We start from the raw sequence: 25,686 nt of genomic DNA, 5'->3' as shown, positions 1-25,686 counted from the left end.
AACGGTGCCGGTCGTCAAAACAGCACAATTTCGGTACGCGGAACAGGCACCACTGCCACCTCTTTCACCGCTGTCGTCGGCATCTTCATCTGCTGCACCTGGCCAGACACCGGCCAGACGCGGATCTTGCGCCCATGGTCACCGCCCAGGCTGCCGCCAAGGTAGCGAATGTTTTCCCGTCGCAGGAAATCTTCCGCAAAGCGCCCGTTCGCGGCACCGATATCAGTCAGCCCGGGAACCATACGCCCGCCGCCAAACAGCTTGCCTTCAAGCCGGTCACGCCGCGCGCCGCTGCTGATCAGGCTGTTGATCAGCAATTCCATGGCGTTGAGCCCATATTTCATGGCGTTGCGGTCATTCGGGTCATTTCCGGGCAATAGGAAATGGTTCAAGCCACCTACGCCCGCCACTGGGTCGCGCAGGAAGGCGGCGACACAGGACCCCAGGATGGTGGACAGCACATCCTGAGGGTCGGATGAGATGATGTATTCGCCTTGAATGACAATCCTAAGCCGTTCGCCGGTCTGCATCAACTGATCCCCCTGTTTGAAATGTGTGGCCCGGTCTGACCCGACAGCCGCAGGAGGGCGGCGGCGATTGCGGAAAGCGGGAGGATCTGATGGGCAGCCCCGAGTTCGCGCGCGGCACCGGGCATTCCGTAGACGACCGAACTTGCCTGATCCTGGGCAATGGTATGCCCCCCGGCACGGCGGATCTGCAGCAGCCCTTCTGCCCCATCGCGTCCCATTCCGGTCAGCAGAGCGGCAACCGGGGCAGGGCGCAGTTGGGCAGCTGACAGGAACAGCGGGTCAACCGCCGGGCGGTGCCCGTGCACCGGTGGGGCCTCTGTCAGCCGTATCGACACGACCGGGGTTGCGGCCAGGCACAGATGCATGTTGCCGGCGGGCGCGATGTAAATCTGGCCCTGGCGCAGCAATTGTCGGTCCTGCGCCTGAACGACGTCGGCAGCGCAGACACGGTTCAGCCCGGCGACAAAGCCTTCGACAAACCCCGGGCGCATATGTTGCACCACGAAGGTGGGCGGGCAATCACTGGGAAACTCTGACAGCAGCGTGTAAAGCGCTTCGACCCCCCCGGTCGACGCGCCAATGACGATGATGCGACCGCCGCTGTTGCGGGTGTTTCCCGTAGGACCATTTGCACTGGACGGATCAGGCAGCACGCATTACCTCCCGGCGCGACGGGGTGCCATTCAGGTTAAAACTGGACAGAAGGTCAGAAAGCTCATCGGCCTCCTGCTTCAAAAGAGCACTGGCCGCTGTGGATTCTTCAACCATGACGGCATTTTGCTGGGTCACCTTGTCAAGAACTGCAACCGCGGCGTTGATTTCCACCAGGCTGCTGGACTGATCTTGCGCGGCCTGCGAAATTTCCTGAACGATCGAGCTGATTTCTGCCACGTCGGAGACAATCGCCTCGACCGCGCGACCGCTGTGGCCGACCAGCTCGGCCCCGGTGCCTACCTGGGCTTCAGAGGTCGAGATCAGGGTTTTGATCTCTTTGGCGGCCTCGGATGAGCGTTGCGCCAGGGCCCGCACTTCGGCCGCGACGACGGCAAAGCCTCGTCCAGCCTCGCCCGCCCGCGCCGCCTCTACCCCGGCGTTGAGCGCCAGAAGGTTGGTCTGAAAGGCAATGTCGTCAATAACCGAAATAATCTTTGAAATCTGGTGTGACGACTGTTCGATGGCGGCCATAGCCCCGATCGCCTGCCGCACCACACCGCCGTTGTTATGCGCTTCGTCATGTGCCGATTTAACCTTGGTGCCGGCTTTCAGCGTGCCTTCGGTGGCAGAGCGCACATTGGTGGTCAGCGTGTCCAGCGCGGCAGCCGTTTGCTCCAACGTTGCCGCCTGGCTTTCGGTGCGGCGCGACAGGTCGGCTGCAGCGCTGGAAATGGTGTCGGCACCACCAAGGATCGAGGCCGCAACCTCGGCCACGCGCGACAAGGTGTCGGACAGGCTTTGGGCAGCCTGATTGCAGTTCAGCCGCAGGCTTTCGTAATCAGGCGGAAAGTCTGTATCTATCCGCGCTGTCAGATCACCTTGCGCCAAGGCACCCAGCGCATCCCGCAGCGCTTCGACCACGTTTTGCTGTTCGACGGCACGGGCCTGTGTCGACCGTTCGGTTGCGGTGCGGAACTGGGTTTCTGCGGTCTGATCCGTGCAGATGGCGACAACCCGCTGCGCTTCGCCGCGCCGGTTACGAATGACGTTCAGATTGCAGATCACGAAGCGGTCGCTGCCATCGCGCGCAACCCTGTGGTGGAATTCTGTAAGGTGACCCTGCGCGATCGTGCGGCTCAACACATCCTCGGCCTGTCGCCTCCCTGCCTTGAACAGCTGGCCGAGATGCTGACCGATGAGCGCGTTGCGGTCGTATTGATAGGTGGTTAGCCCCACATCATTCATGCTGAGAATATGGCCATCCAACCCGATTTCCAGCACGGTCTGGACCGAATTGACAGCGGCAATGATCGCGTCGGAGCGCCGCCGGTCACGCACGTTTTCCCAGGCCACCACATACCCTGCCCGCGAGCCGTCATCTTCCTCGACCGCAGAGACCGACAGGGCAAACACCTGTCCCCCTATCTGGATGTCCGAGTCCATCCTTGCAGCCGGGTTTGTCAACATGGACATGTTGGCGGCATGATTGCCATGGAACACCGAAATATTGCGCCCGATCAGCCGGTCCGGGTCAATGCCGGGGAAGCGGGCCTGAAGATCGGTGAGGTTGTCGCGAAACAGCGAGATCAGGGCGTCATTGATGTAAAGCAGCGTGCCTTGGGCATCCGCGATCATCATCGCTATGCTGGTTGTGGCAAAGGCCTTGCCTTTGAACAGCATTTCCACCCGGTTGGCATCGGCGGCGGCCTGATCCTGGCGAAAGACTTCCAGCCCGCGGGCCAGTTCGCCGACTTCATCCCGGCGGTTCAGAAAGCGGATTGCCACAGGTTCGCGTGCCATCATCGACAAGGTTGCTTGGGTCAAGAGAGACAGCGGTCGTGCGATCCAGTGGCCAATGGCCAGTCCGACACCGAGCGCGGCAAGCCCAAGCACTCCCAGAGCCAGCAGCGTGCGCAAGCTGGCCTGTCTGACCGGGGCCGCGACCCGCGCCTCTTCGAATTCGGTTATCACGGCCCAACCTGCGCCAAAAGCGGAGACGGGCCGGTATGCTGCGAGCACGGTTTCTCCGGAACTGTCGGCGGTGCTTTCCATCACCCCGGTCTCGCCACGCTGTGCCGCCAAGATCTGTGGGGTTTGAGGGGGCTGCCGACCTTGCACAAGCTCGTCCCCGCGCTTCATCCAGTAAGTGCCATTGGTGCCAAGCAACGTGAACCGGTAGGTCTCAGCATCCTGACCATCATTGCTGACCAGCCCGGCCAGCAGGTCGGACGGAATCTGGATCGCCAGGACACCGATCTTGCGTCCGGCACTGTCGACCACGACATGGGCCAGAAACCCGGCGGGCGCCCCGTCGGCATAGGCATAGGGGGCCAAATCCTCGAACACGAGACTTGGCCGCGCTGCATCCGATGCGCGGCGGAAGGCCGCGCCGAGCGGCGTATTGGCCAGATCACCGCTCAGCGCATTCAGGCCAAGGTCGCCCGCTTTAGTTGCTGAATATACCAGCGTTCCCTCGGCATCAAAAAGGTATACGTCGTAGAATCCATGTTCGCGGCGCAGGCTGCGGTAATAATCGTGTACTTTGGCATGGGTCTGGCCGTAGGCGCTGCGGTCCATCCTGTAGTCGAAGGTGTCGCGAGCGGTGCCTGATGCGCGGTTCGGATCTGTATAGGCGCGTTTGAGAAAACCCGCGGCGTCGGGCTCTGCGGCGCGCAGTGTGACCGACAGCTGCTGGATACTGTCACGGGTCTGTCTGGTATCGGCCACCGAACTGACGGTCCGCCCGGCCGCGTCAAACCACGTATCGACCCGTTGCGCAGCCCGTGCCGTCGCCGCCTCCATCCCTGTGATGGCCTGAGTGATCAGGGCCTTGCGCATGTCGGTCAGGACAAAGCTGGCGTAGCCTGCCAGAAGCGCCAGCATTGACAGGAAAAAAACTGCCGGAAGAAGGATCGTGAGACGGGTTCTTTTCATGTGGTCACTCCGGCCAGACAAGACCCCTGCATCCGGCTGATGCAGGGTCCCGCTGTCGGGCAGAGTGGCCTATGGCCTCCTAAGCCTTCCCTAACGCCGAAACTTCTAACGATTATCCGGAGAGAAGAGCTGCAGGGCCGCCTTGGCGATCTGGCTGGCCGAGGGCAGGGTCGCCGCATAGGCCGGGCCGGTGGCGATGAAACTGTCTTCCGCCGTCACCCGAATCAAAGAGGGGTGGCCGGCCAGCAGGGTCATCACCGCCTCGGAGAGGTTGCCCGACCGGCGGCACTCATCCACCACAAGAATGCGCCTCGCCCCCTGCACCGCTGCCAGCAGCGCCGCTTCGGGCAGGGGGGAAATCCACCGCAGGTCAATGATCCTGCACGACACTCCTTCTGCCATCAGGATCTTGCGGGCCTGATGCGACAGCATCACGCCATTGCCATAGGTCACGATGGCAAGCTCTGTGCTGTCCCCATCCACCCCGACTTCGCCAAATGTCAGACGCTGGCCGGGTGCGGGATAGGTCTGCATCCACAGCCCGTCGCCGGGGGCATGCAGATCGCGCGCGGGGTAAAGGGCTATGGGTTCGACAAACACCACCACGCGCTGCTCTTCGGCGGCAAGGCGCGCGCATTCGCGCAGCATCAAGACCGCCTCGTCGCCGCGCGACGGGCAGGCGACGATCAGGCCGGGAATGTCGCGCAGAACTGACAGCGAATTGTCATTGTGGAAATGCCCGCCAAACCCCTTTTGATAGCCCAGACCGGCGATCCGCAGCACCATCGGGTTGGTGAACTGACCGTTGGAAAAGAACGGCAGGGTGGCGGCTTCGCCCCGGATCTGGTCTTCTGCATTGTGGAGATAGGCGAGGAACTGGATTTCGGGGATCGGCACGAACCCGTTCTGCCCCATCCCGATGGCCAGGCCAAGGATGGATTGTTCATCCAGCAGCGTGTCGATCACCCGCTGGCTGCCAAAGCGCGCCTGCAGCTTTTGCGTAACCCCATAAACCCCGCCCTTGCGGCCCACGTCCTCGCCCATCAGCACCGTCTCGGGCCGGTCGAGCATCAGGTCTGTCAGCGCCCAGTTGATCAGGCGGCTCATCGGTTGGGGGTCGGCCATGGCTTTCACGTCATTGCCAAACGCCTCCACTCTGGCCTCGGGGCTAGGGCCGTTGCGGGGCGCGCGCAGGCGCGAGGGCGGAGTGATGCTGGCCATCACCTGCGCTGCGGTGTGCAGCCGGGGACGCAGGATGGCCTCCTCTGCGCGCCGTACCACCTCATCATTGGCCGATTGATACAGGGACAGGGCTTGATCCGGCGTCATCACCCCGGCCTGATCCAGCAGACGCACCGCGTGCAGCAGCGGGTCGTTCGCCTCATCCGACTCGACCTCGGCGCGGGGCAGGTAGGTGGTTGGCACATCGGCCCCGGCATGACCGTAAAGCCGCACGGTGCGCAGGTGCAGGATGGCAGGCTTTTTCGTGCGGCGGATGGTGTCTGCGACCGCCTTGGTGACGGCATAGGTATCGTACAGGTCCAGCCCGTCTGCCGCGTGATAGGCGAGGCCCGGGCGGGCGCGCAGCACAGCCTCCACCCAGCCGGGTGGGGATTTGGTGGAAATGCCGATGCCATTGTCTTCGCAGACAAACAACAGCGGCAGCGGCGCGCCCTGCCACGCCGCCCAACCGGCGGCGTTCAGGGCCCCTTGCGCCGTCGAATGGTTCAGCGAGGCATCGCCGAAGCTGCACATCACTACAGACTCCGGGTCCATGATAGCATGCTCGGGCCGGTGTTTGCGCATCAACCCGAGCGAATAGGCTGCACCCACCGCTTTCGGCAGATGGCTGGCGATGGTCGAGGTTTGCGGGGGGATCATCAGCGCACGGCTGCCAAGCACCTTGTGTCGCCCGCCGGAAATCGGGTCATCGCTGGAGGCTGCGAAGGACAGCAGCATGTCCCACACCGGGTCTTGCCCCGGCACGGTCAGCGCGCGGGCAATCTGAAAGGCGGCGTCGCGGTAATGCAGCAGCGCCATGTCGCCTGCGCGCAGGCCAAGGGCGACGGCGGCCATGCCCTCATGCCCGGACGAGCCGATGGTGTAGAACCCCTGACCCGCCCGCTGCATCACCCGCGCCTGCCGGTCCAGCGCCCGGCTGAGGCAGGCCGCGCGGTACGCAATCCTGGCCTGATCTGGCGAAAGTGGCCCCTGTGGTGCGCGGCCCGTAGGCAGATCGCCCGCCGCGACCCGCCGCAGGAAATTGTCGTGTACGATGTCAGCGCGGTCCATGCTTTTCCCAGGTATCAGCGTGTCACGCCCTTGGGGCGCAGTGTGTAACGAGGGGTGGGGTCAGAAAAACGCCTGCAACCCGGTGATGGCGCGGCCCAGGATCAGGGCATGCACATCATGCGTGCCCTCATAGGTGTTGACCGTCTCAAGGTTCACCATGTGGCGCATGATCTGGTAATCTTCCTGAATGCCGTTGCCGCCGTGCATGTCGCGCGCCCAGCGGGCGGCGTCCAGCGCCTTGCCGCAGTTGTTGCGCTTGATGATCGAGATCATCTCGGGCGCGGCATTGGCCTGATCCAGAAGCCGCCCGACCTGCAGACAGCCCTGCAGGCCAAGACTGATCTCGGTCATCATATTGGCCAGCTTCAGCTGAAACAGCTGGGTCTGCGCCAGCGGCTTGCCGAATTGCTTGCGGTCCAGACCATAGCTGCGCGCGGCATGCATACAGAACTCGGCCGAACCCATCACCCCCCACGCGATACCATAGCGCGCGCGGTTGAGGCAGCCGAACGGGCCTTTCAGCCCCTCGACGTGGGGCAGCAGGGCATCCTCGCCGACCTCCACATCCTTCATCACGATCTCGCCGGTGATGCTGGCCCGCAGCGACAGCTTGCCGCCGACCTTTGGCGCGCTCAGACCCTTGGTACCGCGGTCCAGCACAAAGCCCTTGATCTTGCCGCCATGCGCCTCGGACTTGGCCCAGACCACAAATACATCGGCAATCGGCGCGTTCGAAATCCACATCTTGGCGCCATTGAGCACGTAGCCGTTGGCGGTTTTCTTTGCCACGGTCTTCATGCCCGCAGGATCAGACCCGGCATCAGGTTCGGTAAGGCCAAAGCAGCCGATCCACGCGCCGCTGGCCAGTTTTGGCAGATACTTCTGCCGCTGCGCTTCGGTTCCGTAGGCATAGATCGGGTACATCACCAGGCTCGACTGGACGCTCATCATGCTGCGATAACCGGAATCCACCCGCTCCACCTCGCGCGCCACGAGGCCGTAAGCAACGTAAGAGGCCCCCAGCCCGCCATATTCCTCGGGCACAGTGACGCCCAACAGGCCCATCTCCCCCATCTCGCGGAAGATCTCGGGGTCGGTGGATTCTTCGCGATAGGCTTTGATCACCCGCGGCTGCAGCTTTTCCTGCGCGTAAGACCGGGCGGCGTCGCGCAGCATGCGCTCTTCCTCGGACAGCTGATCATTCAGGCGGAAGGGATCTTCCCAGTCGAACCGGCCCAGTTCAGGGGCATCTTTGGCTTTCAGCTTCGGGGTATCAAGGCTCATGGCATCCTCCGGTTCGGGGCAGTGTGGCACGGGTTGCGGTGGGGCGAAAGGTATTGGGTTTGTGCATGACCCGGTGGTGTGCTGCAACGCTTTCTGGGGCGCTGCCCTCCACGCCAGCTGGTCTCTCGGACCAATGGCGAAATCAATTGGCTAACCCCGGAGCAGTTTTGAAAGCTGCAATTTCTAGACAGCCTGCCGGGGCAGTGCGCCTCTTATTGCTCAGATCGGCAACGAATGCTATCGAAGCATTGTCACTGGTTCATGAGGAAAACGCATGATCGGCCCGCGTCGTCTGTTGCCGTCAATGCCTGCCCTTCTGGCGCTGGAGGCGGTGGACCGGCTTGGCACCGCATCTGCGGCGGCGGCAGAGCTGTCGCTGACCCAAGGGGCGGTCAGTCGGGCGCTGCAGGGGCTGGAGGGGCAGTTGGGCGTGGCGCTGTTCATCCGGGAACGGCAGCGGCTGCGGCTGACACCGGCGGCACAGGATTATGTGCGGCATGTGCGGGTGCATCTGACGGCGCTGTCGCAGGCATCGTTGCGGCTGCGCGCCAATCCGGGTGGCGGCGGGTTGTCGCTGGCGATCCTGCCGGCGTTCGGGGTGCAATGGCTGGCACCCCGCTTGCCGGACTTTGCCCGCAGGCACCCCGGGGTGACGGTTAACCTGTCCACCCGGCTGCGCCCGTTCGATTTTGCCGCTGAGGGGTTTGACGCCGCCATCCATTTCGGACGTGCCGACTGGCCTGGGGCCGACCATTTGCTTTTGCTGGAGGAAGAGGTGCTGCCGGTCTGCGCCCCGTCGGTCATGGCCGAACCTGTTGCGGCGGTCGAGGCGCTGTTGACCCTGCCCCTGCTGCAACTGGAAAGCCGCCCCGGAGCCTGGGGGCGCTATCTGGCGCAACAACGTGTGCCGGGACAACGCCCCGTGGGGATGGTGTTCGATCAGTTCGCCACCATGACACAGGCGGCAATTCACGGCATGGGCGTTGCCCTGTTGCCGCTGTTCCTGATCAGCGACGCGCTGCAAGAGGGCAGGCTGGTGCCCGTATGGCCCGCGCGCGGGCATGGTTTGGGCAGCTATTATCTGGTCTGGCCAAAGGATGTGCCCCCGCGCCCGCCGCTGCTTGCCTTTCGGGAATGGATTGCGTGTCAGATCGGGTGAACTTGTGCAATTGCGCACAGACTCCGTGTTTAAATCTGGCTTATCTGAAGACGCCTTCGGGCTAATATATTCCCCAAGCCCCGCGTCGGGGCAACAGGAGGCCAAGATGACCACCATTCCCGGACTTCACCACGTCACTGCCATTTCTGGCGCACCGCAACCCAATGTCGATTTCTTTACCGGAACGCTTGGCCAGAAGCTGGTCAAGAAGACCGTCAACTTTGATGATCCCGGCACCTATCATCTGTACTACGGCGACGGGGCCGGCAGCCCCGGCACCATTCTGACCTTTTTTCCCTTTGCCGATTCCGGTCCGGGGCGGGCAGGGCCGGGCATGGCCTCGGCCTATGCCTATGCCATCCCGACGGCTCAGTTTGACCGGATTACCGATGACCTCGCCGTGGCGGGACACACCTCCGCCGGTGCCGGGTTGCGCTTCGGTGAACGGTTCGTCACCCTGCGCGACCCGGATGGCGCGCCGGTCGAGCTGATCGAGAGCACCGAGGCAACGGATATGCATGGGTTCCACTCCGTTACCCTGTGGGAGCGCGATCCGGAGCGGACACTGCGCCTGCTGACCGATGTGTTCGGCTATCAGCACGTCGGCACCGAACAGGATGGCACCACCGAGCGCCACCGGCTGATCGTGCCGGGGGCTGAGCGTGGACGGGTTCTGGATGTGATCCGGGTTGCCGGGGCGCAACCCGGGCGGCAGGGCGCGGGCACCATCCACCATGTGGCCTTTCGCGCGCGCGATGATGCGGAACAGCTGGACTGGATGGAACGGCTGGCCCGTGCCGGTCACCGGACCACCCCTGTGACCGACCGGCAGTATTTCAATGCCATCTACTTCCGGGAACCGGGCGGGGTGCTGTTCGAGATTGCTACCGACCCGCCGGGGTTCGCGATTGATGAGCCTGCGGACAGTCTGGGCCAACAGCTGAAACTGCCGCCGCAATACGAACCCATGCGCGCGCGGATCGAACGGGTGCTGCCGCCTCTGCGGGTGCGCGCGTGATCGCGCATCTGCCGATCGGCGCCGCACAGGGGCTGGTCATGCTGCACGGGCGTGGCGGGTCGGCGGCGGATATCCTGTCGCTGCTTGACCACGCCGCCTTGCCGGGCGTGGCCGCCGTTGCGCCAGAGGCACCGGGAAACAGCTGGTGGCCCAGCAGTTTTCTGGCCCCTGCCGCCCAGATGCAGCCCTTTGTGCAGCGTGGGCTGGCCGAGGTTTCGGCAGGCGTGGCGCGGCTGGAACAGGCGGGCCTTGCCCGCGCGTCGATCTGGCTGTGCGGGTTCAGCCAAGGGGCGTGCCTTGCGCTGGAGGCTTATGCCCGTGAGGGCGCGGGGCTTGCAGGCGTGTTCGCCTTTTCCGGCGGGCTGGTCGGATTGGCGGATCAGGGTGATACTGATCCGGCGCTTTCCGGCCATACAGGCAAGCAGCTGGAATACACCGGCCAGCGAGAGGGGCAGGTCTGGCTGTCGGTGCATCAGCGTGACCCGCATATCCCGCTGAAACGCGCCGAGGACAGCGCCGCTGCCCTGCGCCGCATGGGGGCGGCGGTGAAGCTGCAGATCTATCCCGGTGCCGGTCATGCCGTGATGCGCGAAGACATTGCCGCTCTGCGCAGGCATCTGAACGGCTAAGGGGCCAACCTGCCCCTTTTACTTTGTCAAAATCAGCTTGCCCTGCCGCGTGATGCGCAGAGAATAGACCATGCCGTTCAACAAGATACGCGCCTCGCGCCCGCCTTCGGTCAGGACCGTGGCGTCATGCAGCGGGATCGCCTCGGCAATTCGGGTCAGATCTGTCATCGCGTTCATGCGCGTCCCTCCAGCCGGTCAAGCATCGTGCCGATCAGATCGTTGGGCACAAAACCGGCCAGAGACTGGCGCAGAAGTTCAGCAAGATCCGGCGCAACCGGGGCTTTTTGGGCAAGGTGTGGTGTCATGATGGGGCTTCCTTCGGACAGGGATCAATCTTTGCGATCATGGTCATGGCTGGCCCGTCCGGACTGGCTGTTTGAATACCTTACTAAAATACTTTGAAATGTAAAGCCTCGTCCCGAAGATTTTTCAAATCGGCTGTTGAACCGGGTCCCAACCTGCTACATTCCAACCTGACACCGCGAAAAGGATCGTGCCATGGCCGAGCGCAAACTGAAACTGTCGCCCCTTGATCCGGTCTGGACCCGGGTGTGTGATGAGGCCGAGATGGCGATCAAGGATGACCCGCTGCTCGGCGGGTTGATCCATTCGTCCTTGCTGCACCACCCGACGATGGAACAGGCGCTGGCCTACCGTTTTTCGTTCAAGCTCGCCTCGCCCGAAATGGGTGAACAGATTCTGCGTGAGATTGCCGATCAGGCCTACCGCGATGACCCCGATCTTGGGGCTGCCGCGCGGGCTGACCTTATGGCGGTTGTCGACCGCGACCCGGCCTGCCACCGCTATCTGCAACCGATCCTGTTCTTCAAGGGATATCAGGCGGTGCAAGCCTACCGCATTGGCCACTGGCTCTGGACCCATGGGCGGCGCGATCTGGCCTATTTCGTCCAGATGCGGGTGAGTGAGGTGTTTGGCGTCGACATCCACCCGGCGGCAAAGGTCGGGCGCGGCATCATGATCGACCATGCCCATTCCATCGTCATCGGCGAAACGGCTGTTGTGGGCGACAATGTGTCAATGCTGCATTCGGTCACCCTGGGCGGCACCGGGAAAGAGGATGGCGACCGCCACCCCAAAATCGGCAATGGCGTGCTGATTGGCGCAGGCGCGAAAGTTCTGGGCAATATATCTGTCGGTGACTGCTCGCGCATCGCCGCAGGCTCGGTGGTGCTGCAGGATATTCCGCGCAACAAGACGGTTGCCGGTGTTCCCGCCAAGATCGTCGGTGAAGCAGGGTGCTCGCAGCCTTCGGTGTCGATGGATCACAATCTGACGGGCTGCCTCGACTGCGGTTGACGATGGCGCACATGAAAAAGCCCCCGGATGCAGCAGCATCCGGGGGCTTTTTGTTGCGACATCGTCAGGCCAGCATGGTCATCGGGTTTTCCAGCGCCTCGATCACCGCTTTCAGGAAAGCGGCCCCAAGCGCGCCATCGATCACCCGGTGATCGACCGACAGGGTCATCGACATGACGGTGGCAACGCCAATCGTGCCATCCGCCTTGACCACCGGCTTTTTCACTCCGGCACCGACCGCAAGAATCGAGCCGTGCGGCGGGTTGATGACGGCATCGAAGTTGTCGATCCCCATCATCCCGAGGTTCGAGATCGCAAAACTGCCGCCCTGATATTCATGCGGGGCCAGCTTTTTGGTCTTGGCCCGTCCGGCCAGATCCTTCATCTCGGCGGACAGGGCCGAGAGCGACTTCTTGTCGGCATCGCGCAGAACCGGGGTGAACAACCCGCCCTCAATCGCAACCGCAACCGCCACATCCGATGGTTTCAGCTTCAGGATCCGGTCACCGGCCCAGACTGCGTTGCAGTCTGGCACAGCTTGCAGCGCCTGCGCGCAGGCCTTGATGATGAAGTCATTGACCGACAGCTTCACCCCGCGCGATTCGAGCGATTTGTTCAGCGTGGCCCGGAACTCCATCAGCGCATCCAGCTGCACCTCGCGGCGCAGGTAGAAATGCGGGATGGTCTGCTTGGCCTCGGTCAGCCGGGCGGCGATGGTGCGGCGCATGCCGTCCAGCGCCACTTCGGTGAACTCGCGGTCAGCGTACATTTTCAGCACGGTTTCCGTCGACGGGCCGGTAGGCATTGCACCCTTGGCCGGGACTGCCGCAGGGGCCGCTGCCGGGGCAGGGGCCGCGGTGGCGGCTTTGGGGGCCGCCTGCACGCCTTCGACATCGGCGCGCACGATGCGGCCATGCGGGCCAGAGCCCTGGACCGCGCTCAGGTCCAGACCCTTTTCCTTGGCGATCCGCCGCGCCAGCGGTGAGGCGAAGACCCGCGCGCCCGAGGCCGGAGCGGGAGCCGGTGCTGCAGCGGCGGCCGGTGCCGCAGCGGCGGGAGCCGCTGCCGGGGCAGCCTCTGCCGGTTTGGCCGCAGATGGTGCCGCTACGGTGGCAGAGGCATCCTCTCCCTCTTCCAGCAGCACGGCGATGGCGGCGTTTACCTTCACCCCCGCCGTGCCTTCGGCCACCAGCAGCTTGCCGATGGTGCCCTCATCCGTGGCCTCGAACTCCATCGTCGCCTTATCGGTTTCGATCTCGGCCAGGATCTGGCCGGATTTCACCACATCGCCCTCTTTCACCAGCCATTTGGCCAGCGTGCCCTCTTCCATCGTCGGGGACAGCGCGGGCATCAGAATTTCGGTTGCCATGTTGCGCCCTCCTTACCGGTAGCAGACAGATTTCGCCGCGGCAGCGATTTCCGCCGGGGTGATCAGCGCAAACTTTTCAAGGTTCGCGGCATAAGGCATCGGCACATCCTTGCCGGTGCAGGTGATGACGGGGGCATCCAGATAGTCGAACGCGCGCTGCATGATCGTCGATGCCATGTGGTCGCCGATCGACCCCACAGGGAAGCCTTCCTCGACCGTGATGCAGCGGTTGGTCTTCTGCACCGATGCCAGCACCGTGTCGTAATCAATCGGGCGCAGGGTGCGCAGGTTGATGATCTCGGCCTCGATCCCGTCCTTTGCCAGAACCTCGGCGGCAAGCAGCGAATGCGCCACACCGATGCCGAAGCTGACGATGGTCACGTCGCGGCCCTCACGGATGATCGACGCCTTGCCGAACGGAATGGTGAAATCTGGGTCGGTCGGCACATCAAAGCTGCGACCGTACAGAATTTCATTCTCAAGGAAGATCACAGGGTTCGGATCGCGGATGGCCGATTTCAGCAGGCCTTTGGCATCGGCGGCGGAATAGGGCATGCAGACACGCAGGCCCGGAATGGCGGCATACCAGGCCGCGTAGTCCTGAGAGTGCTGCGCGCCCACGCGGGCGGCGGCCCCGTTCGGGCCACGAAACACCATCGGGCTGCCCATCTGGCCGCCCGACATGTACAGCGTCTTAGCGGCAGAGTTGATGATATGGTCAATCGCCTGCATGGCGAAATTGAAGGTCATGAATTCGACAATCGGGCGCAAGCCGCCCCAGCTGGCACCGACCGCGATGCCGGCAAAGCCGTGTTCAGTGATCGGGGTATCGACCACGCGCTTGGCACCGAATTCATCCAGCAACCCCTGGGAAATCTTGTAGGCCCCCTGATATTCGCCGACCTCTTCCCCCATCAGGAAGACGTTGGGATCACGGCGCATTTCTTCGGCCATCGCTTCGCGCAGGGCTTCACGGACGGTCATGGTCTTGGTCGGGCCTTCGGGCAGGTCGGTGTGCGGCCAGCCCTTTGCGGCCACCACCGGCGCGGGTGCCGGATCTGCCGCTTTTGCAGGCACCGAAGCCGGAGCTTCGGCAGCGGGGGCCACAGCCTCTGCCACCTTCGGCGCGGGCGAGTCGCTGACGGTTTCACCGTCTTCCACCATGATCGCAATCGGCGTGTTCACCTTCACACCGGCTGTGCCTTCGGCGATCAAGAGCTTGCCGATGATCCCTTCATCGGTTGCCTCAAACTCCATCGTGGCCTTGTCGGTTTCGATCTCGGCCAGAATCTGGCCTGATTTCACCGCATCGCCTTCTTTCACCAGCCATTTGGCCAGAGTGCCTTCTTCCATCGTCGGGGAAAGCGCGGGCATCAGTACTTCGGTTGCCATGTCGTGTTCCCCCTCAGGCGTAGATGTCGGTCCAGAGTTCCTCAACCGGAGGCTCTGGGCTGTCTTTGGCAAATTCGGCGGACTCGTTGACCTGCGCCTTGATCTCTTTGTCGATGGCCTTCAGGTCTTCGTCGCTGGCAAGGCCGCCTTGCAGCAGCAGGTCGCGCACGTGCTCGATGGCATCCTTTTCACTGCGCATTTTCTCCACCTCTTCGCGGGTCCGGTATTTGGCCGGGTCGGACATCGAGTGGCCGCGGTAGCGATAGGTCATCATCTCAAGGATATAGGGGCCTTGGCCCGCGCGGCAGGCGGCAACCGCCTTTTCGCCGGCCGCCTTCACGGCCAGCACATCCATGCCATCCACGGCTTCGCCCTTGATGCCATAAGCCGCACCGCGTTCCCACAGCGATGGTGACTTGGTGGAGCGTTTGACCGACGTGCCCATGGCGTAGCCGTTGTTTTCGATCACGAAAATCACCGGCAGGTTCCACAGCTCGGCCATGTTGTAGGTCTCATAGACCTGGCCTTGGTTGGCCGCGCCATCGCCGAAATAGGTGAAGGTCACGTTGTCATTGCCCAGATACTTGTCGGCAAAGGCCAGACCAGCGCCCAGAGGCACCTGCGCCCCCACGATGCCGTGGCCGCCGTAGAAATGCTTCTCTTTCGAGAACATGTGCATCGAGCCGCCCTTGCCCTTGGAATAGCCGCCGATGCGCCCGGTCAGTTCGGCCATGACACCCTTGGGGTCCATGCCGCAGGCCAGCATGTGGCCGTGGTCGCGGTAGCTGGTGACGCGCTTGTCACCCTCTTTGGCCGCCGCTTCCAGCCCGACCACAACCGCCTCTTGCCCGATGTACAGGTGGCAGAATCCGCCGATCAGGCCCATGCCATACAGTTGACCGGCCTTTTCTTCGAACCGGCGGATCAACAGCATCTCGCGGTAGTATTTCAGCAACTCTTCCTTCGAGGCGTTCGGCCTCTCGGCTGGTTTCTTGGCGGCCATATGCGGCACCCTCCCGTCAGTGGCTAGGATAGTTTAGTGTTAAACCATCCATAGCCTATCGGGTTTTGTTGGGCAAAACAAAAAATGCGCGCCGAACGGCGCGCTGGGCTGGGCGTGTCTGAGGATCAGTCCTTAAATCAGCGGATCACGATTTCATCGGCGCGCACGTAACCCAGCACATCGCGCACCTGTTCATCAAGCAGATCGACATCCAGATAGCGGTCCGACAGGCGCGCGGTCAGGTTGCTGATCTTGGCCAGATCCTGATACAGACGGTCCCGTTCCACCCGCAGCACCTCGGCCTCGGCGCGGATCTGCACCTGACGCAACACCCCGTAATCGCCCTGCACGGCGGCAAAGGTGAAATAGGCCCCCAACATGAAGGCCATCAACAGATAAAGAATGCCGCCAATCGGCAGGCGGGTGCCCTGTGCCGTCATGTCTCTGCCCCTTCAGGCCGTGTTTTCCGGCCTTGCCTCAGACATGGCACATCTGATTCGCAAAAGGAATCCCCCAAGAGGGGAATTCCGATCACGTTTGCCGCAAGCGCAATCAGCCCGCGACCGATGCCGCGTGGATGCTGGCAATGGCGTTGCCAAGTGCGGCGTCGAAATCGGCGTCAGATTGCTGCGCCGACAGGCCTTCGGTCAGCGCCCGGCTGAAGCTGGCGATGATGCCATGGTTGCGCGCCAGAATGGCATTGGCGGCCTCGCGGCTGTGGCCACCGGACAGGGCGACGACTTTCAGCACGCGCGGATGATCGACCAACGGCGCATAGAAATTGTCTACCGACGGCAGCGACAGTTTCAGCATCACCTTGCGATCCGCCGGCAGGGCGTCGAGGTGTTTCAGGATTTCGTCTTGCAGCATCGCCTCGGCCTCCGGCTTGTCGGCGATGGAAATTGTCACCTCCGGCTCGAGGATCGGCATCATGCCTGCTGCCGCAACCTGATCGCCCACAGCAAACTGCTGCGTCACGATGGCCGCGATTCCCTTGGCATTGGCGGCATTCACCACCGACCGTTCCTTGGTGCCAAACACGCCCAGCCCCTTGGCGCGTGCCAGAAGCGCATCGAGCCCCGGCATCGGTTTCATCAGTTGCACGCCGTCGGCTTCCGCCTCCAGCCCTTTGTCGATCTTCAGGAAAGGCACCACGCCGCGCTTGTCCCACAGGAACTCGGCGGTCGGGATGCCGTCGATGTCGCGGTCCATGGTCTGTTCGAACAGGATGGCCCCCACCACCTTGTCGCCGGTGAACGCAGGCGATTTGATGATGCGCGACCGCATGGCGTGGATCATGTCATACATCGCCGCCTCGCCAGAATAAGCGTCCTCGGCCACGCCGTACAGCTTCAGCGCCTTTGGCGTTGACCCCCCGGACTGGTCCAGTGCGGCGATAAACCCGTTTCCCTTGCCGATCTGGTCAGCAGCCTGCGCGAATGTCATGTCAATGATCCTTTGAAAACGCCATTGGGCTTTGGATAGCCGCAAGCCATACGTCCCGCAATCATGGTGGCGCTAACAGCTTGAACTCCGGTCAGAAACGGCGCCGTTCACGACATCAGCGCCGCCACACCGGGCAAGGCCTTGCCCTCCATCCACTCAAGGAAAGCCCCGCCTGCGGTGGAGATGAAGGTAAAATCCTCCGCCGCCCCGGCCTGATTAAGCGCCGAGACCGTATCACCGCCGCCCGCCACCGAGATCAGCTTGCCCTCACGCGTCAGCGCCGCCGCCGATTTCGCCGCTGCATTGGTGGCCGCATCGAATGGTTTCAGCTCGAACGCACCCAGCGGGCCGTTCCAGATCAGGGTTTCGGACGCCTCGAACACCTTCACAATGGCCGCCACACTCATCGGCCCGGCGTCAAGGATCATCGCGTCGTCAGGGCAGGCATCGGCCGCCACCACATCATGCGCGGCATCGGCCTTGAACTCCCGCGCCACCACCACATCCACCGGCAGGTGGATGGTGCAGCCTGCAGCCTTTGCCTTTTCCAGAATCTCCAATGCAGTTTCGGCCATGTCGCGCTCGGCCAGCGATTTTCCAACTTCGATCCCTTGCGCCACCAGAAAGGTGTTCGCCATGCCGCCGCCGATCACCAGATGATCGACCTTGCTCACCAGATTGCCCAACAGGTCCAGCTTGGTCGAAACCTTGGCCCCGCCGACCACCGCCACGACCGGGCGTTTCGGCGTGCCAAGGGCTGCTTCCAGCGCCTTCAGTTCCGCCTCCATCAACCGGCCCGCTGCCGAAGGCAGCAGGCGGGCAAGCGCCTCGGTCGAAGCATGGGCGCGATGCGCAGCCGAAAACGCGTCATTGACAAAGATATCACCCAAGGCCGCCAATTCAGCCGCAAAGGCCGGATCGTTCTTTTCCTCACCGGGGTGAAAGCGGGTATTTTCCAGCAGCACCACATCGGCCGGACCAGCACCGGCGATGGCCTCTGCCGCCACAGCACCGGTGCTCTCGGCGCTGAACACCACCTTGCGGCCAAGGCTTTCCTGCAGCGCGCCCGCGATGTGCGACAGGCTCATCCCCGGCACCACCTTGCCCTTGGGCCGGTCGAAATGCGCCAGCAGAACCACCCGGCCACCGCGCGCGATAATATCCTCGACCGTGGGCCGGATTTTGTCGATCCGGGTGGTGTCGGTCACGCGACCGGCCTCCATCGGCACGTTGATGTCAACGCGGACCAGCACCGTCTTGCCCGCAAGACCGATGTCGTCGAGTGTTTTCCAGCCCATGTGGGACTCCCTGTCGAAATGTCGCCCCCTGTTTCCGCCGGAAAGCCGCGCAGGTCAACCGATCTGCGCACGCCCCCCTTTCCATATGCGGCCCCGGCGATTAGGTTCCGGGCCAGACAACAGCAAGGAGCCAAATCCGATGGCCGAGATCAAAGACCCCGAAAACACCATCATCCTGACCCTGAAAGACGGCGAAGTGGTGATCGAACTGCTGGCCGACGTGGCCCCCAAGCATACCGCGCGGATGAAAGAGCTTGCCCGTGCGAAAGCCTATGACAACGTGTGCTTCCACCGCGTCATCAACGGCTTCATGGCGCAGACTGGTGATGTGGCCAATGGCAACATGGAGGCCAATTTCAATCTGCGCCGGGCTGGCACGGGCGGGTCTGATCTGCCGGACCTGCCGGCGGAGTTTTCCAAACTGCCGCATGACCGGGGCACTTTGGGCGCGGCCCGCAGCCAGAGCCCGAATTCGGCCAACAGCCAGTTCTTCATCAACTTTGCCGACAATCATTTCCTGAACAACCAGTACACGGTCTATGGCCGGGTGATCTCTGGCATGGAACATGTGGACAAGATCGCCAAGGGTGAGCCGCCGGCGAACCCTGACCGGATGATCACCGTGCGGGTGGCTGCCGATGTCGCGTGATCGTTTCATCGCGGGCGGGCTCTTCGCCCTGGGCCTTGCGGTTGTCGGCGGCTATGCCGTCAGCCAGATGGCAACGCCGGTGATGGCGCAGGCCGAAGACGGACCGGGGCCGAACCTGGTGATCGAGGTTGCAGGCAGCACCAGCGGGCAGATCGTGATCGACATGCTGCCGGACGTGGCTCCACAGCATGTGGCGCAGATCACGGCGCTGGCGGCCGAAGGGGCCTATGACGGCGTGGTGTTCCACCGCGTCATTGATGGCTTCATGGCGCAGACCGGCGACGTGGAGAACGGCAAGGCCGGTGGCGATCTGTCGATGGCGGGGATGGGCGGGTCGTCGCGCCCAGACCTTCCGGCGGAGTTTTCCGACCTCAGCTTTGAACGCGGCGTGGTCGGCATGGCCCGCAGCCAGAGTCCGGATTCGGCCAACAGCCAGTTCTTCATCATGTTCGCCCCCGGCGAGTTTCTGAACGGCCAGTATACGGTTGTGGGCCGGGTGATCGAAGGCATGGAGGTCGTTGATGCCATCAAGAAGGGCGATGGCGGCAATGGTGAAGTGTCCGACCCCGACCGGATGGAACGTGTGACCGTCGCGCAGTAAAGGCCCGTCGGTGCTTTGGTGTAACACGGGGTTTCCCCTGTGTTACACACCCCGCTCTTGTGGATTATCAAGGGCTTGAGATTTCGATTTCATGAATTTTTAACGGTTGGCCCGCACCGGGTCGCGCGGGCCGCTTGTCTTTCCCAACAGGCTGCCCGATGATCCGCCCCGATCAACAAAGGGGCTTTTCCAGTGGACACCGACATGCAGCGCCGTCTGGCGCAGATGCTTCATCACCGCTCTGCGGGGTTGCAAAAGGGCGATCCGGTGTCGCTGCCGCTGACCACATCCACCAGCTATCACCTGCCAGAGGTGCAGGGCGCGGCCTTTATTTATGGCCGCAACGGCACGCCGACCTGGGAGGCGGTGGAGGCGCAGCTGGCACTGCTGGAGGATGCCGAAACGGTGACCTTCCCCAGCGGGATGGGGGCGATTTCAGCGGCGCTGTTTGCCAGTCTGCGCGCGGGCGAGCGGGTGATCCTGCCATCGGATGGGTATTACGTGACGCGGGTGTTGTCCGAAGGGTTCCTGACGCCTCTGGGTGTTGACGTGGTGCAGATCCCGACGCTGGACTATGCATCGGCCGATTTCACCGGGGCGGCGGTGGTGTACCTTGAAACCCCGTCAAACCCCGGTCTGGATGTGGTGGACATTGCCGATGTCTGCGCCCGCGCCCATGCGGCGGGGGCCATTGTGATCGTGGACAACACCACGATGACCCCGCTGCTCCAACGCCCGCTGGACCTTGGGGCCGATCTGGTGGTCGCCGCCGATACCAAGGCCCCGGCGGGGCATTCCGATGCGTTGTTCGGGCATGTGTCCGGGCGCGATGCGACCCGCATGGCGCGGGTGCGCGACTGGCGGCGGCTGTCGGGGTCGGTGCCCGGCAGCATGGAGGCTTGGCTGGTGCACCGGGGGCTGGAAACGCTGGAGGTGCGGTTGGAGCGGATGTGCGCATCTGCCGCCGTGATTGCCGGGCGACTGGCGGAGCATGACGCGGTGCAGGCGCTGCGCTATCCGGGGCTGCCGCAGGACCCGTCCTATGCGCTGTCCGCGCACCAGATGCAGGGGTTTGGATTCCTGATCGGCATGACGCTTGAAAACGCCACCGTGGCCGAACGGTTTCTGGAACGCTGCCTTTATCTGGTGCGGTCCACCAGCTTTGGCGGCACCCATTCGGCGGGGGAACGCCGGGCGCGTTGGGGCGACAAGGTGCCCGAAGGCTTTGTCCGCCTGTCGATCGGGGTGGAGCCGGTGGAGGCGCTGTGGAGCGCCATGGCAGAGGCGCTCAGATAAGTGCGATCAGCCGCGCCGCCTCGTCACGCGGGGCGGTGAGGGGCGCGCGGTCCTCGCCGGGGTAGAAGCGCGCGCGCACAGCCGTAGGCATCGGGCGCGGGGTCTCCACCAGCACGCGCGGGCCGATGCGCTGTGCTTCGGCCTGCCAGTTGCGCGCAAGCGCGATCTGCCCGGCCTTGCTGGCCCCGTAAGCCGCGCCGAATTTCTGGCCTGCCACCGGATCGTCGAAAAACATCGCCGTGCCGGTTTTGGCGCGCAGCAGCGGATCGACCATGGTGATGAGGAAAGCCGTGGCGCGCAGGTTTGCGGCGATGGATTTATCCAGATCCTTCATGTCGATGGAAGGTGCCGGCGCAAGTGCGGTGGCATGCACCGCCGTATGCGCCCAGAACTGCAAGCCACCCCAGCGGTCATGCAAGGACCGGCACAGGTGGCGCATCGCGTCCTCATTGGTCACATCCATCGGCGCGAGGGTCAGGCTGCCCGCGCCGGGCAGGCGGGCCTGCTTGACCCGGTCATCCAGCTCTTCGAGGCCCCCCACGGTGCGCGCGACCGCCACCACATGCCAGCCGCGCAGGGCAAGCTGTTCGGCCATAGCCGCGCCAAGGCCGCGCGAGGCACCGGTGATGAGGGCGAGTTTTTCGGTCATGTGCGGTCTCTGTTGGCTATTGTCGGAGCGGGGGTTTCACACCCCCGCACCCCCGTGGGATATTTACGAACAGATGAAGGGAGGAGGCAGAGGTGCAGTCTACTCGGCGGCTTTCATCTCGAACCCTTCGGCGATCTTGTCTGACGGGGTGACGGGGTAGTCACCGGAGAAGCAGGCGTCGCAGAATTTGGGGGCGGCGGGGTCGCGGCCCGCAGCCTCTCCGGCGGCGCGGTATAGGCCGTCGAGCGAGATGAATTTCAGGCTGTCGACGCCGATCCAATCGCGCATCTCGTCCTCGGACATGGTGGCGGCGAGGAGCTTGCCGCGTTCGGGCGTGTCGACGCCGTAAAAGCAGGGCCAGGCGGTGGGCGGCGAGGCAATGCGGAAGTGGACCTCTGCTGCACCGGCATCAAGGATCATGTCCTTGATCTTGCGGCTGGTGGTGCCGCGCACGACCGAGTCGTCGACCAGGATCACCCGCTTGCCCTTGATCAGGGCCCGGTTGACGTTGAGTTTCAGGCGCACGCCCATGTTGCGGATGGATTCGGTGGGCTCGATGAAGGTGCGGCCCATGTATTGGTTGCGGATGATGCCCATGGCATAGGGGATGCCCGACTGTTGGGAATAGCCGATGGCGGCGGGGGTGCCGGAATCGGGGACCGGGCAGACCAGATCGGCGTCAACGGGGGCTTCGATCGCCAGTTCCATGCCGATGCGGTGGCGGGTTTCATACACCGACTGGCCACCGAGGATGCTGTCGGGGCGGGAGAAATAGACCTTCTCGAAGATGCAAAAGCGCGAGGGGGCGGGGTGGAAGGGGCGCGAGGAGTCGATCTTGTTGCCTTCGATCACCACCATCTCGCCGGGGTCGATCTCGCGCACGAAATCGGCACCGATGATGTCGAGCGCGCAGGTTTCCGAGCTGAGCGCCCAGCCGGAATCCCCGATGCGGCCGAGGACCAGCGGGCGTACGCCAAGCGGATCGCGGACGCCGATCAGCTTGGTGCGGGTCATGGCGACGACCGAAAAGGCGCCTTCGCAGGCGCGCAGCGCGTCCTTGATGCGCTCGGACAGGTTCTTCTGAATCGAGCGCGCCATCAGGTGGATGATGCATTCGGAGTCGGACGAGGATTGGAAGATCGAACCACGCTCGATCAGCTCGCGGCGCAGGGCGGCGGCGTTGGTAAGGTTGCCGTTATGCGCAATGGCGCAGCCGCCCATCGAGAACTCACCAAAGAACGGCTGTACGTCGCGGATGGCGGTGGCCCCCTTGGACCCGGCAGTGGAATAGCGGACATGGCCGATGGCAAGCTGGCCGGGCAGGGTGTCCATCACATCGGCTTTGGTGAAGTTGTCACGGACATAGCCGAAGCGGCGGGCGGAGTTGAAACCGTGGTCGGGGTGGTAGGCGACGATGCCGCCCGCCTCTTGCCCGCGATGTTGCAGGGCGTGCAGGCCAAGGGCGGTGAAGTTGGCCGCATCCGAGACGCCGATGACGCCGAAGATCCCGCATTCCTCCTTCAACTTGTCATCATCGAAGGGGTGGGACAGGAAGGGGCGCATGGGGGCTGCTCCATCTATGTGTGATGGGCCACCCTTTACGGCATGGTTACGCCAGTGTCACGTGCATTGCAGCAGAATGGCGTTGCCAATTTGCTGCAATGCAGCGGGTCAGTTGCCGGTGGGGGCGGCTGGCGGCGTGGTGGCCGGGGCTGCGGCCGGGAGAGCGCAGGCGGCTGTCAGGTCGGTGTAGCGCTGCACGATCCAGCCCGGCGCATCTTCGGGAATGGAATTGTCGATATTGGTCTGAAAGCTGGCGAAAACCCGTGCAGAGCGCGAGTCGTCGACCATGGGAATGGTGTTGGCCGCCACCGCGCGATCGTAGACGATGAAGGCCACCGCCACCAGCACAACGCCGCGCGCGACGCCGAACAGGAAGCCCAAGGCCTGATCGATGCCGCCGATGGCGGAGCGCTGGACGAAGCTGGAAAACAAAGGTGTGAACAGGGCGGCGATCACCAGACCGATGGCAAAGACGGCGGCGAAGGCCCCGATGATCGACAATTCGCAGCTGTCGCCCAGAAACTCGCCGACAACGGGAAGTTCGCGGATCAGTGGCTGGGCGGCGGGGGCGAAGATGAAGGCCAGAACGGCGGCCCCGATCCAGCCCGCGATGGCCATCGCCTCGCGCACAAGGCCGCGGGAATAGGCAAGGATCGCTGACAGGACGATGACGCCCGCCACGATGCCATCAACCAGGGTAAAGCCTTCCATCATCCGCTCCTTTGTGCGCGTCAGCCTGCGCCGAACATCTCGCCGACAAAGGCGGTCAGATCGGGCATCTCGCGCAGACGCATATCTGTTCCGCCCGCGGTTTTCGACCCCGTGGGCAGGGTGGCTTGCTGAAAACCAAGTTTCGAGGCCTCTTTCAACCTGTTTTCGGTCTGCCCCACCGGGCGCAGTGCACCCGATAGCGAGATTTCTCCGAAAAGCACCATGTCTGGCGGAATTGCCACATCCTCGCGCGCGGAAAGCAGCGCCGCTGCCACCGCCAGATCGGCGGCGGGTTCGTTGACGCGCAGGCCCCCGGCCACGTTCAGGAACACATCCAGCCCGGTGAAGGGGATGCCGCAGCGTGCCTCCAGCACCGCGAGAATCGTCGAGAGGCGCCCTGAGTCGAGGCCGACCACGGTGCGCCGGGGCGTGCCGAGGGTAGAGGGGGCGACGAGGGCCTGAATTTCTGTCAGCACCGGGCGGGTGCCTTCGATGCCCGCAAAGACCGCTGATCCGGGGGCGGGGCGGTCGCGGTCCGACAGGAACAGGGCTGAGGGGTTGGTGACTTGGGCCAACCCATTTCCGGTCATCTCGAACACGCCGATTTCATCCGCTGGGCCGAAGCGGTTCTTTACAGCGCGCAGGATTCGGAACTGGTGGCCGCGCTCGCCTTCAAAATACAGCACGGTATCGACCATGTGTTCGACCACGCGCGGGCCTGCGATCTGGCCCTCTTTGGTGACATGGCCGACCAGCACCACCGCGACGCCGCGTTTCTTGGCGAAAGTCACCAGCTCATGCGCCGCGGCACGGACCTGAGAGACGGAGCCGGGCGCGGCCTCGACCGTGTCCAGCCACATGGTCTGGATCGAATCGATGATGGCAAGCGCCGGGCGTTCGGCGTCCAGCGTGGTGAGGATATCGCGCAGGTTGGTTTCGGCCCCAAGGCCCACGGGCGCATCCTGCAAGCCCAGACGCTGGGCGCGCATGCGGACCTGCGCTGCCGCCTCTTCGCCGGAAATATACAGGATTTTCAATCCGGTGCGGGCGAAACTTGCAGCGGCCTGCAACAGAAGGGTGGATTTGCCGATGCCGGGGTCGCCGCCGACAAGGATGGCCGAGGCGGGCACAAGGCCACCCCCCAGCACGCGGTCCAGCTCGTCAATGCCCGATGAGGCGCGGGGCGGCGGGTCTTCCTCGGTGGCGAGGTCGGTCAGCGGAATGGTGCGGCCCTTGTGCCCCAGCGATTTGGGGCCGGCCGACAACGGGGCCTCTTCAACAATGGTATTCCATGCGCCGCAGGCGTCGCAGCGGCCCTGCCATTTCTTGTGGGCAGCGCCACAGGCGGTGCAGGTGAAGCTGGGGGAGGATTTGCTCATGGCCTTGCCTAGCGCGGAAGCGGGGGGCGCTTCAAGCCTTGCGCTTGGTGAGGGGCAAGGGCCATCAGCGCGCGCGATGCGACAGGATCAGGCTGAGCAGGATGCAGGCGGTGAACAGATAAAGCCCCCATGCGACCTCGACCGTCGCCAGCCCGACGCCCTTGACCACCACGACATAGAGCGCGATCAGGAACACATCTGCCATGGCGAGTTTGCCCAAAATCCGCAGCGCAGGCAGGGCGCGGGGCGACAGCAAGCCGAAGTCCAGCAGCGCCAGCCCCGCCGTCTTGGCCATCGGCGCAAACACCGCCATGACCGTCACCAGCAGCGCAAGCGCCACATCGCTGGCCCAGAGCGATTGCAGCCCTGTGATGACCGAAATCTCATCCAGCCCGAACAGGGGCAGCAGCCCCGCGCGCAAGAGCGGGGCGAACCACGAGACCGGAAACAGGACCAGCAGGGCAAGGTTAAGCCATTTCATAATGCTCTTGGTCGCGCTCTGGTCCTGCCGGG

Annotated in this window: 25 protein-coding genes; 7 read left to right on the top strand and 18 right to left on the bottom strand. The window is 63.6% G+C overall.

Annotated features, from left to right (window positions below; all coding sequences use genetic code 11):
- Window positions 1-14: 14 nt before the first annotated feature.
- From EEB11_RS12115 to EEB11_RS12095, 5 genes are all read right to left on the bottom strand, one after another.
- On the bottom strand, window positions 15-530 hold the full coding sequence (locus EEB11_RS12115; protein ID WP_135431797.1) for a chemotaxis protein CheD: 516 nt from the start codon (window positions 528-530) through the stop codon (window positions 15-17).
- A complete protein-coding gene (locus EEB11_RS12110) occupies window positions 530-1,183 on the bottom strand; it encodes a CheB methylesterase domain-containing protein (protein WP_135431675.1) in 654 nt (217 codons plus the stop codon). Before EEB11_RS12110 ends, EEB11_RS12115 begins: the two co-directional genes overlap by 1 nt.
- Window positions 1,173-4,118, bottom strand: a complete 2,946-nt coding sequence (locus EEB11_RS12105; RefSeq protein ID WP_135431673.1) for a methyl-accepting chemotaxis protein — start codon at window positions 4,116-4,118, stop codon at window positions 1,173-1,175. Before EEB11_RS12105 ends, EEB11_RS12110 begins: the two co-directional genes overlap by 11 nt.
- Window positions 4,119-4,223: 105 nt before the next feature.
- Window positions 4,224-6,410, bottom strand: coding sequence for a thiamine pyrophosphate-dependent enzyme (locus EEB11_RS12100; protein ID WP_135431671.1), 2,187 nt, complete (start codon window positions 6,408-6,410; stop codon window positions 4,224-4,226).
- Between the two features lie 60 nt (window positions 6,411-6,470).
- The gene (locus tag EEB11_RS12095; protein WP_135431669.1) at window positions 6,471-7,694 is read right to left on the bottom strand and encodes an acyl-CoA dehydrogenase; all 1,224 of its coding nucleotides are present in this window, start codon (window positions 7,692-7,694) and stop codon (window positions 6,471-6,473) included.
- A gap of 274 nt (window positions 7,695-7,968) precedes the next feature.
- Here EEB11_RS12095 and EEB11_RS12090 point away from each other — a divergent pair, with 274 nt between their 5' ends.
- The 3 genes from EEB11_RS12090 (at window position 7,969) to EEB11_RS12080 (ending at window position 10,500) form a co-directional block, all read left to right on the top strand.
- Window positions 7,969-8,853 (top strand): LysR family transcriptional regulator, encoded by an 885-nt coding sequence (locus EEB11_RS12090; protein WP_135431667.1) that lies wholly within the window; start codon window positions 7,969-7,971, stop codon window positions 8,851-8,853.
- A 106-nt stretch (window positions 8,854-8,959) separates the two neighbouring features.
- A complete protein-coding gene (locus EEB11_RS12085) occupies window positions 8,960-9,871 on the top strand; it encodes a ring-cleaving dioxygenase (protein WP_135431665.1) in 912 nt (303 codons plus the stop codon).
- Window positions 9,868-10,500, top strand: coding sequence for an alpha/beta hydrolase (locus EEB11_RS12080; protein ID WP_245298884.1), 633 nt, complete (start codon window positions 9,868-9,870; stop codon window positions 10,498-10,500). The genes EEB11_RS12085 and EEB11_RS12080 overlap by 4 nt, the downstream gene beginning before the upstream one ends.
- 18 nt (window positions 10,501-10,518) lie before the next feature.
- Here EEB11_RS12080 and hemP read toward each other — a convergent pair whose 3' ends face one another.
- The gene (gene hemP, locus EEB11_RS12075; protein WP_135431663.1) at window positions 10,519-10,677 is read right to left on the bottom strand and encodes a hemin uptake protein HemP; all 159 of its coding nucleotides are present in this window, start codon (window positions 10,675-10,677) and stop codon (window positions 10,519-10,521) included.
- The gene (locus EEB11_RS20245) at window positions 10,674-10,805 is read right to left on the bottom strand and encodes a hypothetical protein (RefSeq protein ID WP_280950274.1); all 132 of its coding nucleotides are present in this window, start codon (window positions 10,803-10,805) and stop codon (window positions 10,674-10,676) included. Before EEB11_RS20245 ends, hemP begins: the two co-directional genes overlap by 4 nt.
- Window positions 10,806-10,998: 193 nt before the next feature.
- Here EEB11_RS20245 and cysE point away from each other — a divergent pair, with 193 nt between their 5' ends.
- Window positions 10,999-11,817, top strand: a complete 819-nt coding sequence (gene cysE, locus EEB11_RS12070) for a serine O-acetyltransferase (RefSeq protein WP_135431661.1) — start codon at window positions 10,999-11,001, stop codon at window positions 11,815-11,817.
- 64 nt (window positions 11,818-11,881) lie between these two features.
- On the opposite strand, the gene EEB11_RS12065 is transcribed toward cysE, so the two are convergent.
- The 6 genes from EEB11_RS12065 to EEB11_RS12040 form a co-directional block, all read right to left on the bottom strand.
- On the bottom strand, window positions 11,882-13,186 hold the full coding sequence (locus EEB11_RS12065; RefSeq protein ID WP_135431659.1) for a pyruvate dehydrogenase complex dihydrolipoamide acetyltransferase: 1,305 nt from the start codon (window positions 13,184-13,186) through the stop codon (window positions 11,882-11,884).
- Between the two features lie 12 nt (window positions 13,187-13,198).
- Entirely contained in the window at window positions 13,199-14,578 is a 1,380-nt protein-coding gene (locus EEB11_RS12060) for a pyruvate dehydrogenase complex E1 component subunit beta (RefSeq protein WP_135431657.1), read from the bottom strand.
- A gap of 13 nt (window positions 14,579-14,591) precedes the next feature.
- On the bottom strand, window positions 14,592-15,581 hold the full coding sequence (gene pdhA / locus EEB11_RS12055) for a pyruvate dehydrogenase (acetyl-transferring) E1 component subunit alpha (protein ID WP_103333046.1): 990 nt from the start codon (window positions 15,579-15,581) through the stop codon (window positions 14,592-14,594).
- A 137-nt stretch (window positions 15,582-15,718) separates the two neighbouring features.
- Entirely contained in the window at window positions 15,719-16,021 is a 303-nt protein-coding gene (locus EEB11_RS12050; protein WP_135431655.1) for an FtsB family cell division protein, read from the bottom strand.
- A gap of 112 nt (window positions 16,022-16,133) precedes the next feature.
- Window positions 16,134-17,027, bottom strand: coding sequence for a fructose bisphosphate aldolase (locus EEB11_RS12045; protein WP_135431653.1), 894 nt, complete (start codon window positions 17,025-17,027; stop codon window positions 16,134-16,136).
- Window positions 17,028-17,134: 107 nt separating this feature from the next.
- Complete coding sequence (locus EEB11_RS12040; protein ID WP_135431651.1) at window positions 17,135-18,325, bottom strand: phosphoglycerate kinase; 1,191 nt, start codon at window positions 18,323-18,325, stop codon at window positions 17,135-17,137.
- Window positions 18,326-18,464: 139 nt separating this feature from the next.
- Here EEB11_RS12040 and EEB11_RS12035 point away from each other — a divergent pair, with 139 nt between their 5' ends.
- The 3 genes from EEB11_RS12035 to EEB11_RS12025 all read left to right on the top strand — a co-directional run bounded on the left by EEB11_RS12035 (window position 18,465) and on the right by EEB11_RS12025 (window position 20,871).
- Window positions 18,465-18,974, top strand: coding sequence for a peptidylprolyl isomerase (locus EEB11_RS12035; RefSeq protein ID WP_135431649.1), 510 nt, complete (start codon window positions 18,465-18,467; stop codon window positions 18,972-18,974).
- Window positions 18,964-19,575, top strand: coding sequence for a peptidylprolyl isomerase (locus tag EEB11_RS12030; RefSeq protein ID WP_135431647.1), 612 nt, complete (start codon window positions 18,964-18,966; stop codon window positions 19,573-19,575). Before EEB11_RS12035 ends, EEB11_RS12030 begins: the two co-directional genes overlap by 11 nt.
- Window positions 19,576-19,767: 192 nt before the next feature.
- Window positions 19,768-20,871, top strand: a complete 1,104-nt coding sequence (locus EEB11_RS12025; protein WP_354002096.1) for a cystathionine gamma-lyase — start codon at window positions 19,768-19,770, stop codon at window positions 20,869-20,871.
- Here the strand turns inward: EEB11_RS12025 and EEB11_RS12020 are convergent.
- From EEB11_RS12020 to EEB11_RS12000, 5 genes are all read right to left on the bottom strand, one after another.
- Window positions 20,864-21,520: an SDR family NAD(P)-dependent oxidoreductase gene (locus EEB11_RS12020; protein WP_135431645.1), complete on the bottom strand. Its 657-nt coding sequence runs from the start codon at window positions 21,518-21,520 to the stop codon at window positions 20,864-20,866. The two genes, EEB11_RS12025 and EEB11_RS12020, sit on opposite strands and share 8 nt — an antisense overlap.
- A gap of 99 nt (window positions 21,521-21,619) precedes the next feature.
- Window positions 21,620-23,083 (bottom strand): amidophosphoribosyltransferase, encoded by a 1,464-nt coding sequence (gene purF, locus EEB11_RS12015; RefSeq protein WP_135431643.1) that lies wholly within the window; start codon window positions 23,081-23,083, stop codon window positions 21,620-21,622.
- A 108-nt stretch (window positions 23,084-23,191) separates the two neighbouring features.
- Window positions 23,192-23,794, bottom strand: a complete 603-nt coding sequence (locus tag EEB11_RS12010) for a CvpA family protein (RefSeq protein WP_135431641.1) — start codon at window positions 23,792-23,794, stop codon at window positions 23,192-23,194.
- Window positions 23,795-23,814: 20 nt separating this feature from the next.
- Window positions 23,815-25,173, bottom strand: a complete 1,359-nt coding sequence (gene radA, locus EEB11_RS12005; RefSeq protein WP_135431639.1) for a DNA repair protein RadA — start codon at window positions 25,171-25,173, stop codon at window positions 23,815-23,817.
- A gap of 64 nt (window positions 25,174-25,237) precedes the next feature.
- Entirely contained in the window at window positions 25,238-25,654 is a 417-nt protein-coding gene (locus tag EEB11_RS12000) for a paraquat-inducible protein A (protein WP_435531108.1), read from the bottom strand.
- Window positions 25,655-25,686: the final 32 nt, after the last annotated feature.

Source organism: Pseudotabrizicola sediminis (assembly GCF_004745575.1).
In the GTDB taxonomy this organism is placed as follows: Bacteria; Pseudomonadota; Alphaproteobacteria; order Rhodobacterales; family Rhodobacteraceae; genus Pseudotabrizicola; species Pseudotabrizicola sediminis.
The sequence above is the reverse complement of the archived record's forward strand: the minus strand, read 5'-3'. Positions and strand labels throughout refer to the sequence as shown.

Bases quoted from the DNA above. Each gene is read 5' to 3' on its own strand.
- EEB11_RS12020 (WP_135431645.1), bottom strand. From the start codon at position 21,520: ATGACCGAAAAACTCGCCCTCATCACCGGTGCCTCGCGCGGCCTTGGC.
- EEB11_RS12095 (WP_135431669.1), bottom strand. From the start codon at position 7,694: ATGAGCCTTGATACCCCGAAGCTGAAAGCCAAAGATGCCCCTGAACTG.
- EEB11_RS12040 (WP_135431651.1), bottom strand. From the start codon at position 18,325: ATGGGCTGGAAAACACTCGACGACATCGGTCTTGCGGGCAAGACGGTG.
- EEB11_RS12010 (WP_135431641.1), bottom strand. From the start codon at position 23,794: ATGGAAGGCTTTACCCTGGTTGATGGCATCGTGGCGGGCGTCATCGTC.
- EEB11_RS12100 (WP_135431671.1), bottom strand. From the start codon at position 6,410: ATGGACCGCGCTGACATCGTACACGACAATTTCCTGCGGCGGGTCGCG.
- EEB11_RS12045 (WP_135431653.1), bottom strand. From the start codon at position 17,027: ATGACATTCGCGCAGGCTGCTGACCAGATCGGCAAGGGAAACGGGTTT.
- EEB11_RS12065 (WP_135431659.1), bottom strand. From the start codon at position 13,186: ATGGCAACCGAAATTCTGATGCCCGCGCTGTCCCCGACGATGGAAGAG.
- EEB11_RS12035 (WP_135431649.1), top strand. From the start codon at position 18,465: ATGGCCGAGATCAAAGACCCCGAAAACACCATCATCCTGACCCTGAAA.
- radA (WP_135431639.1), bottom strand. From the start codon at position 25,173: ATGAGCAAATCCTCCCCCAGCTTCACCTGCACCGCCTGTGGCGCTGCC.
- hemP (WP_135431663.1), bottom strand. From the start codon at position 10,677: ATGAACGCGATGACAGATCTGACCCGAATTGCCGAGGCGATCCCGCTG.
- EEB11_RS12060 (WP_135431657.1), bottom strand. From the start codon at position 14,578: ATGGCAACCGAAGTACTGATGCCCGCGCTTTCCCCGACGATGGAAGAA.
- EEB11_RS12050 (WP_135431655.1), bottom strand. From the start codon at position 16,021: ATGACGGCACAGGGCACCCGCCTGCCGATTGGCGGCATTCTTTATCTG.
- pdhA (WP_103333046.1), bottom strand. From the start codon at position 15,581: ATGGCCGCCAAGAAACCAGCCGAGAGGCCGAACGCCTCGAAGGAAGAG.
- EEB11_RS12085 (WP_135431665.1), top strand. From the start codon at position 8,960: ATGACCACCATTCCCGGACTTCACCACGTCACTGCCATTTCTGGCGCA.
- EEB11_RS12000 (WP_435531108.1), bottom strand. From the start codon at position 25,654: ATGAAATGGCTTAACCTTGCCCTGCTGGTCCTGTTTCCGGTCTCGTGG.
- EEB11_RS12030 (WP_135431647.1), top strand. From the start codon at position 18,964: ATGTCGCGTGATCGTTTCATCGCGGGCGGGCTCTTCGCCCTGGGCCTT.
- EEB11_RS20245 (WP_280950274.1), bottom strand. From the start codon at position 10,805: ATGACACCACACCTTGCCCAAAAAGCCCCGGTTGCGCCGGATCTTGCT.
- cysE (WP_135431661.1), top strand. From the start codon at position 10,999: ATGGCCGAGCGCAAACTGAAACTGTCGCCCCTTGATCCGGTCTGGACC.
- purF (WP_135431643.1), bottom strand. From the start codon at position 23,083: ATGCGCCCCTTCCTGTCCCACCCCTTCGATGATGACAAGTTGAAGGAG.
- EEB11_RS12090 (WP_135431667.1), top strand. From the start codon at position 7,969: ATGATCGGCCCGCGTCGTCTGTTGCCGTCAATGCCTGCCCTTCTGGCG.
- EEB11_RS12105 (WP_135431673.1), bottom strand. From the start codon at position 4,118: ATGAAAAGAACCCGTCTCACGATCCTTCTTCCGGCAGTTTTTTTCCTG.
- EEB11_RS12115 (WP_135431797.1), bottom strand. From the start codon at position 530: ATGCAGACCGGCGAACGGCTTAGGATTGTCATTCAAGGCGAATACATC.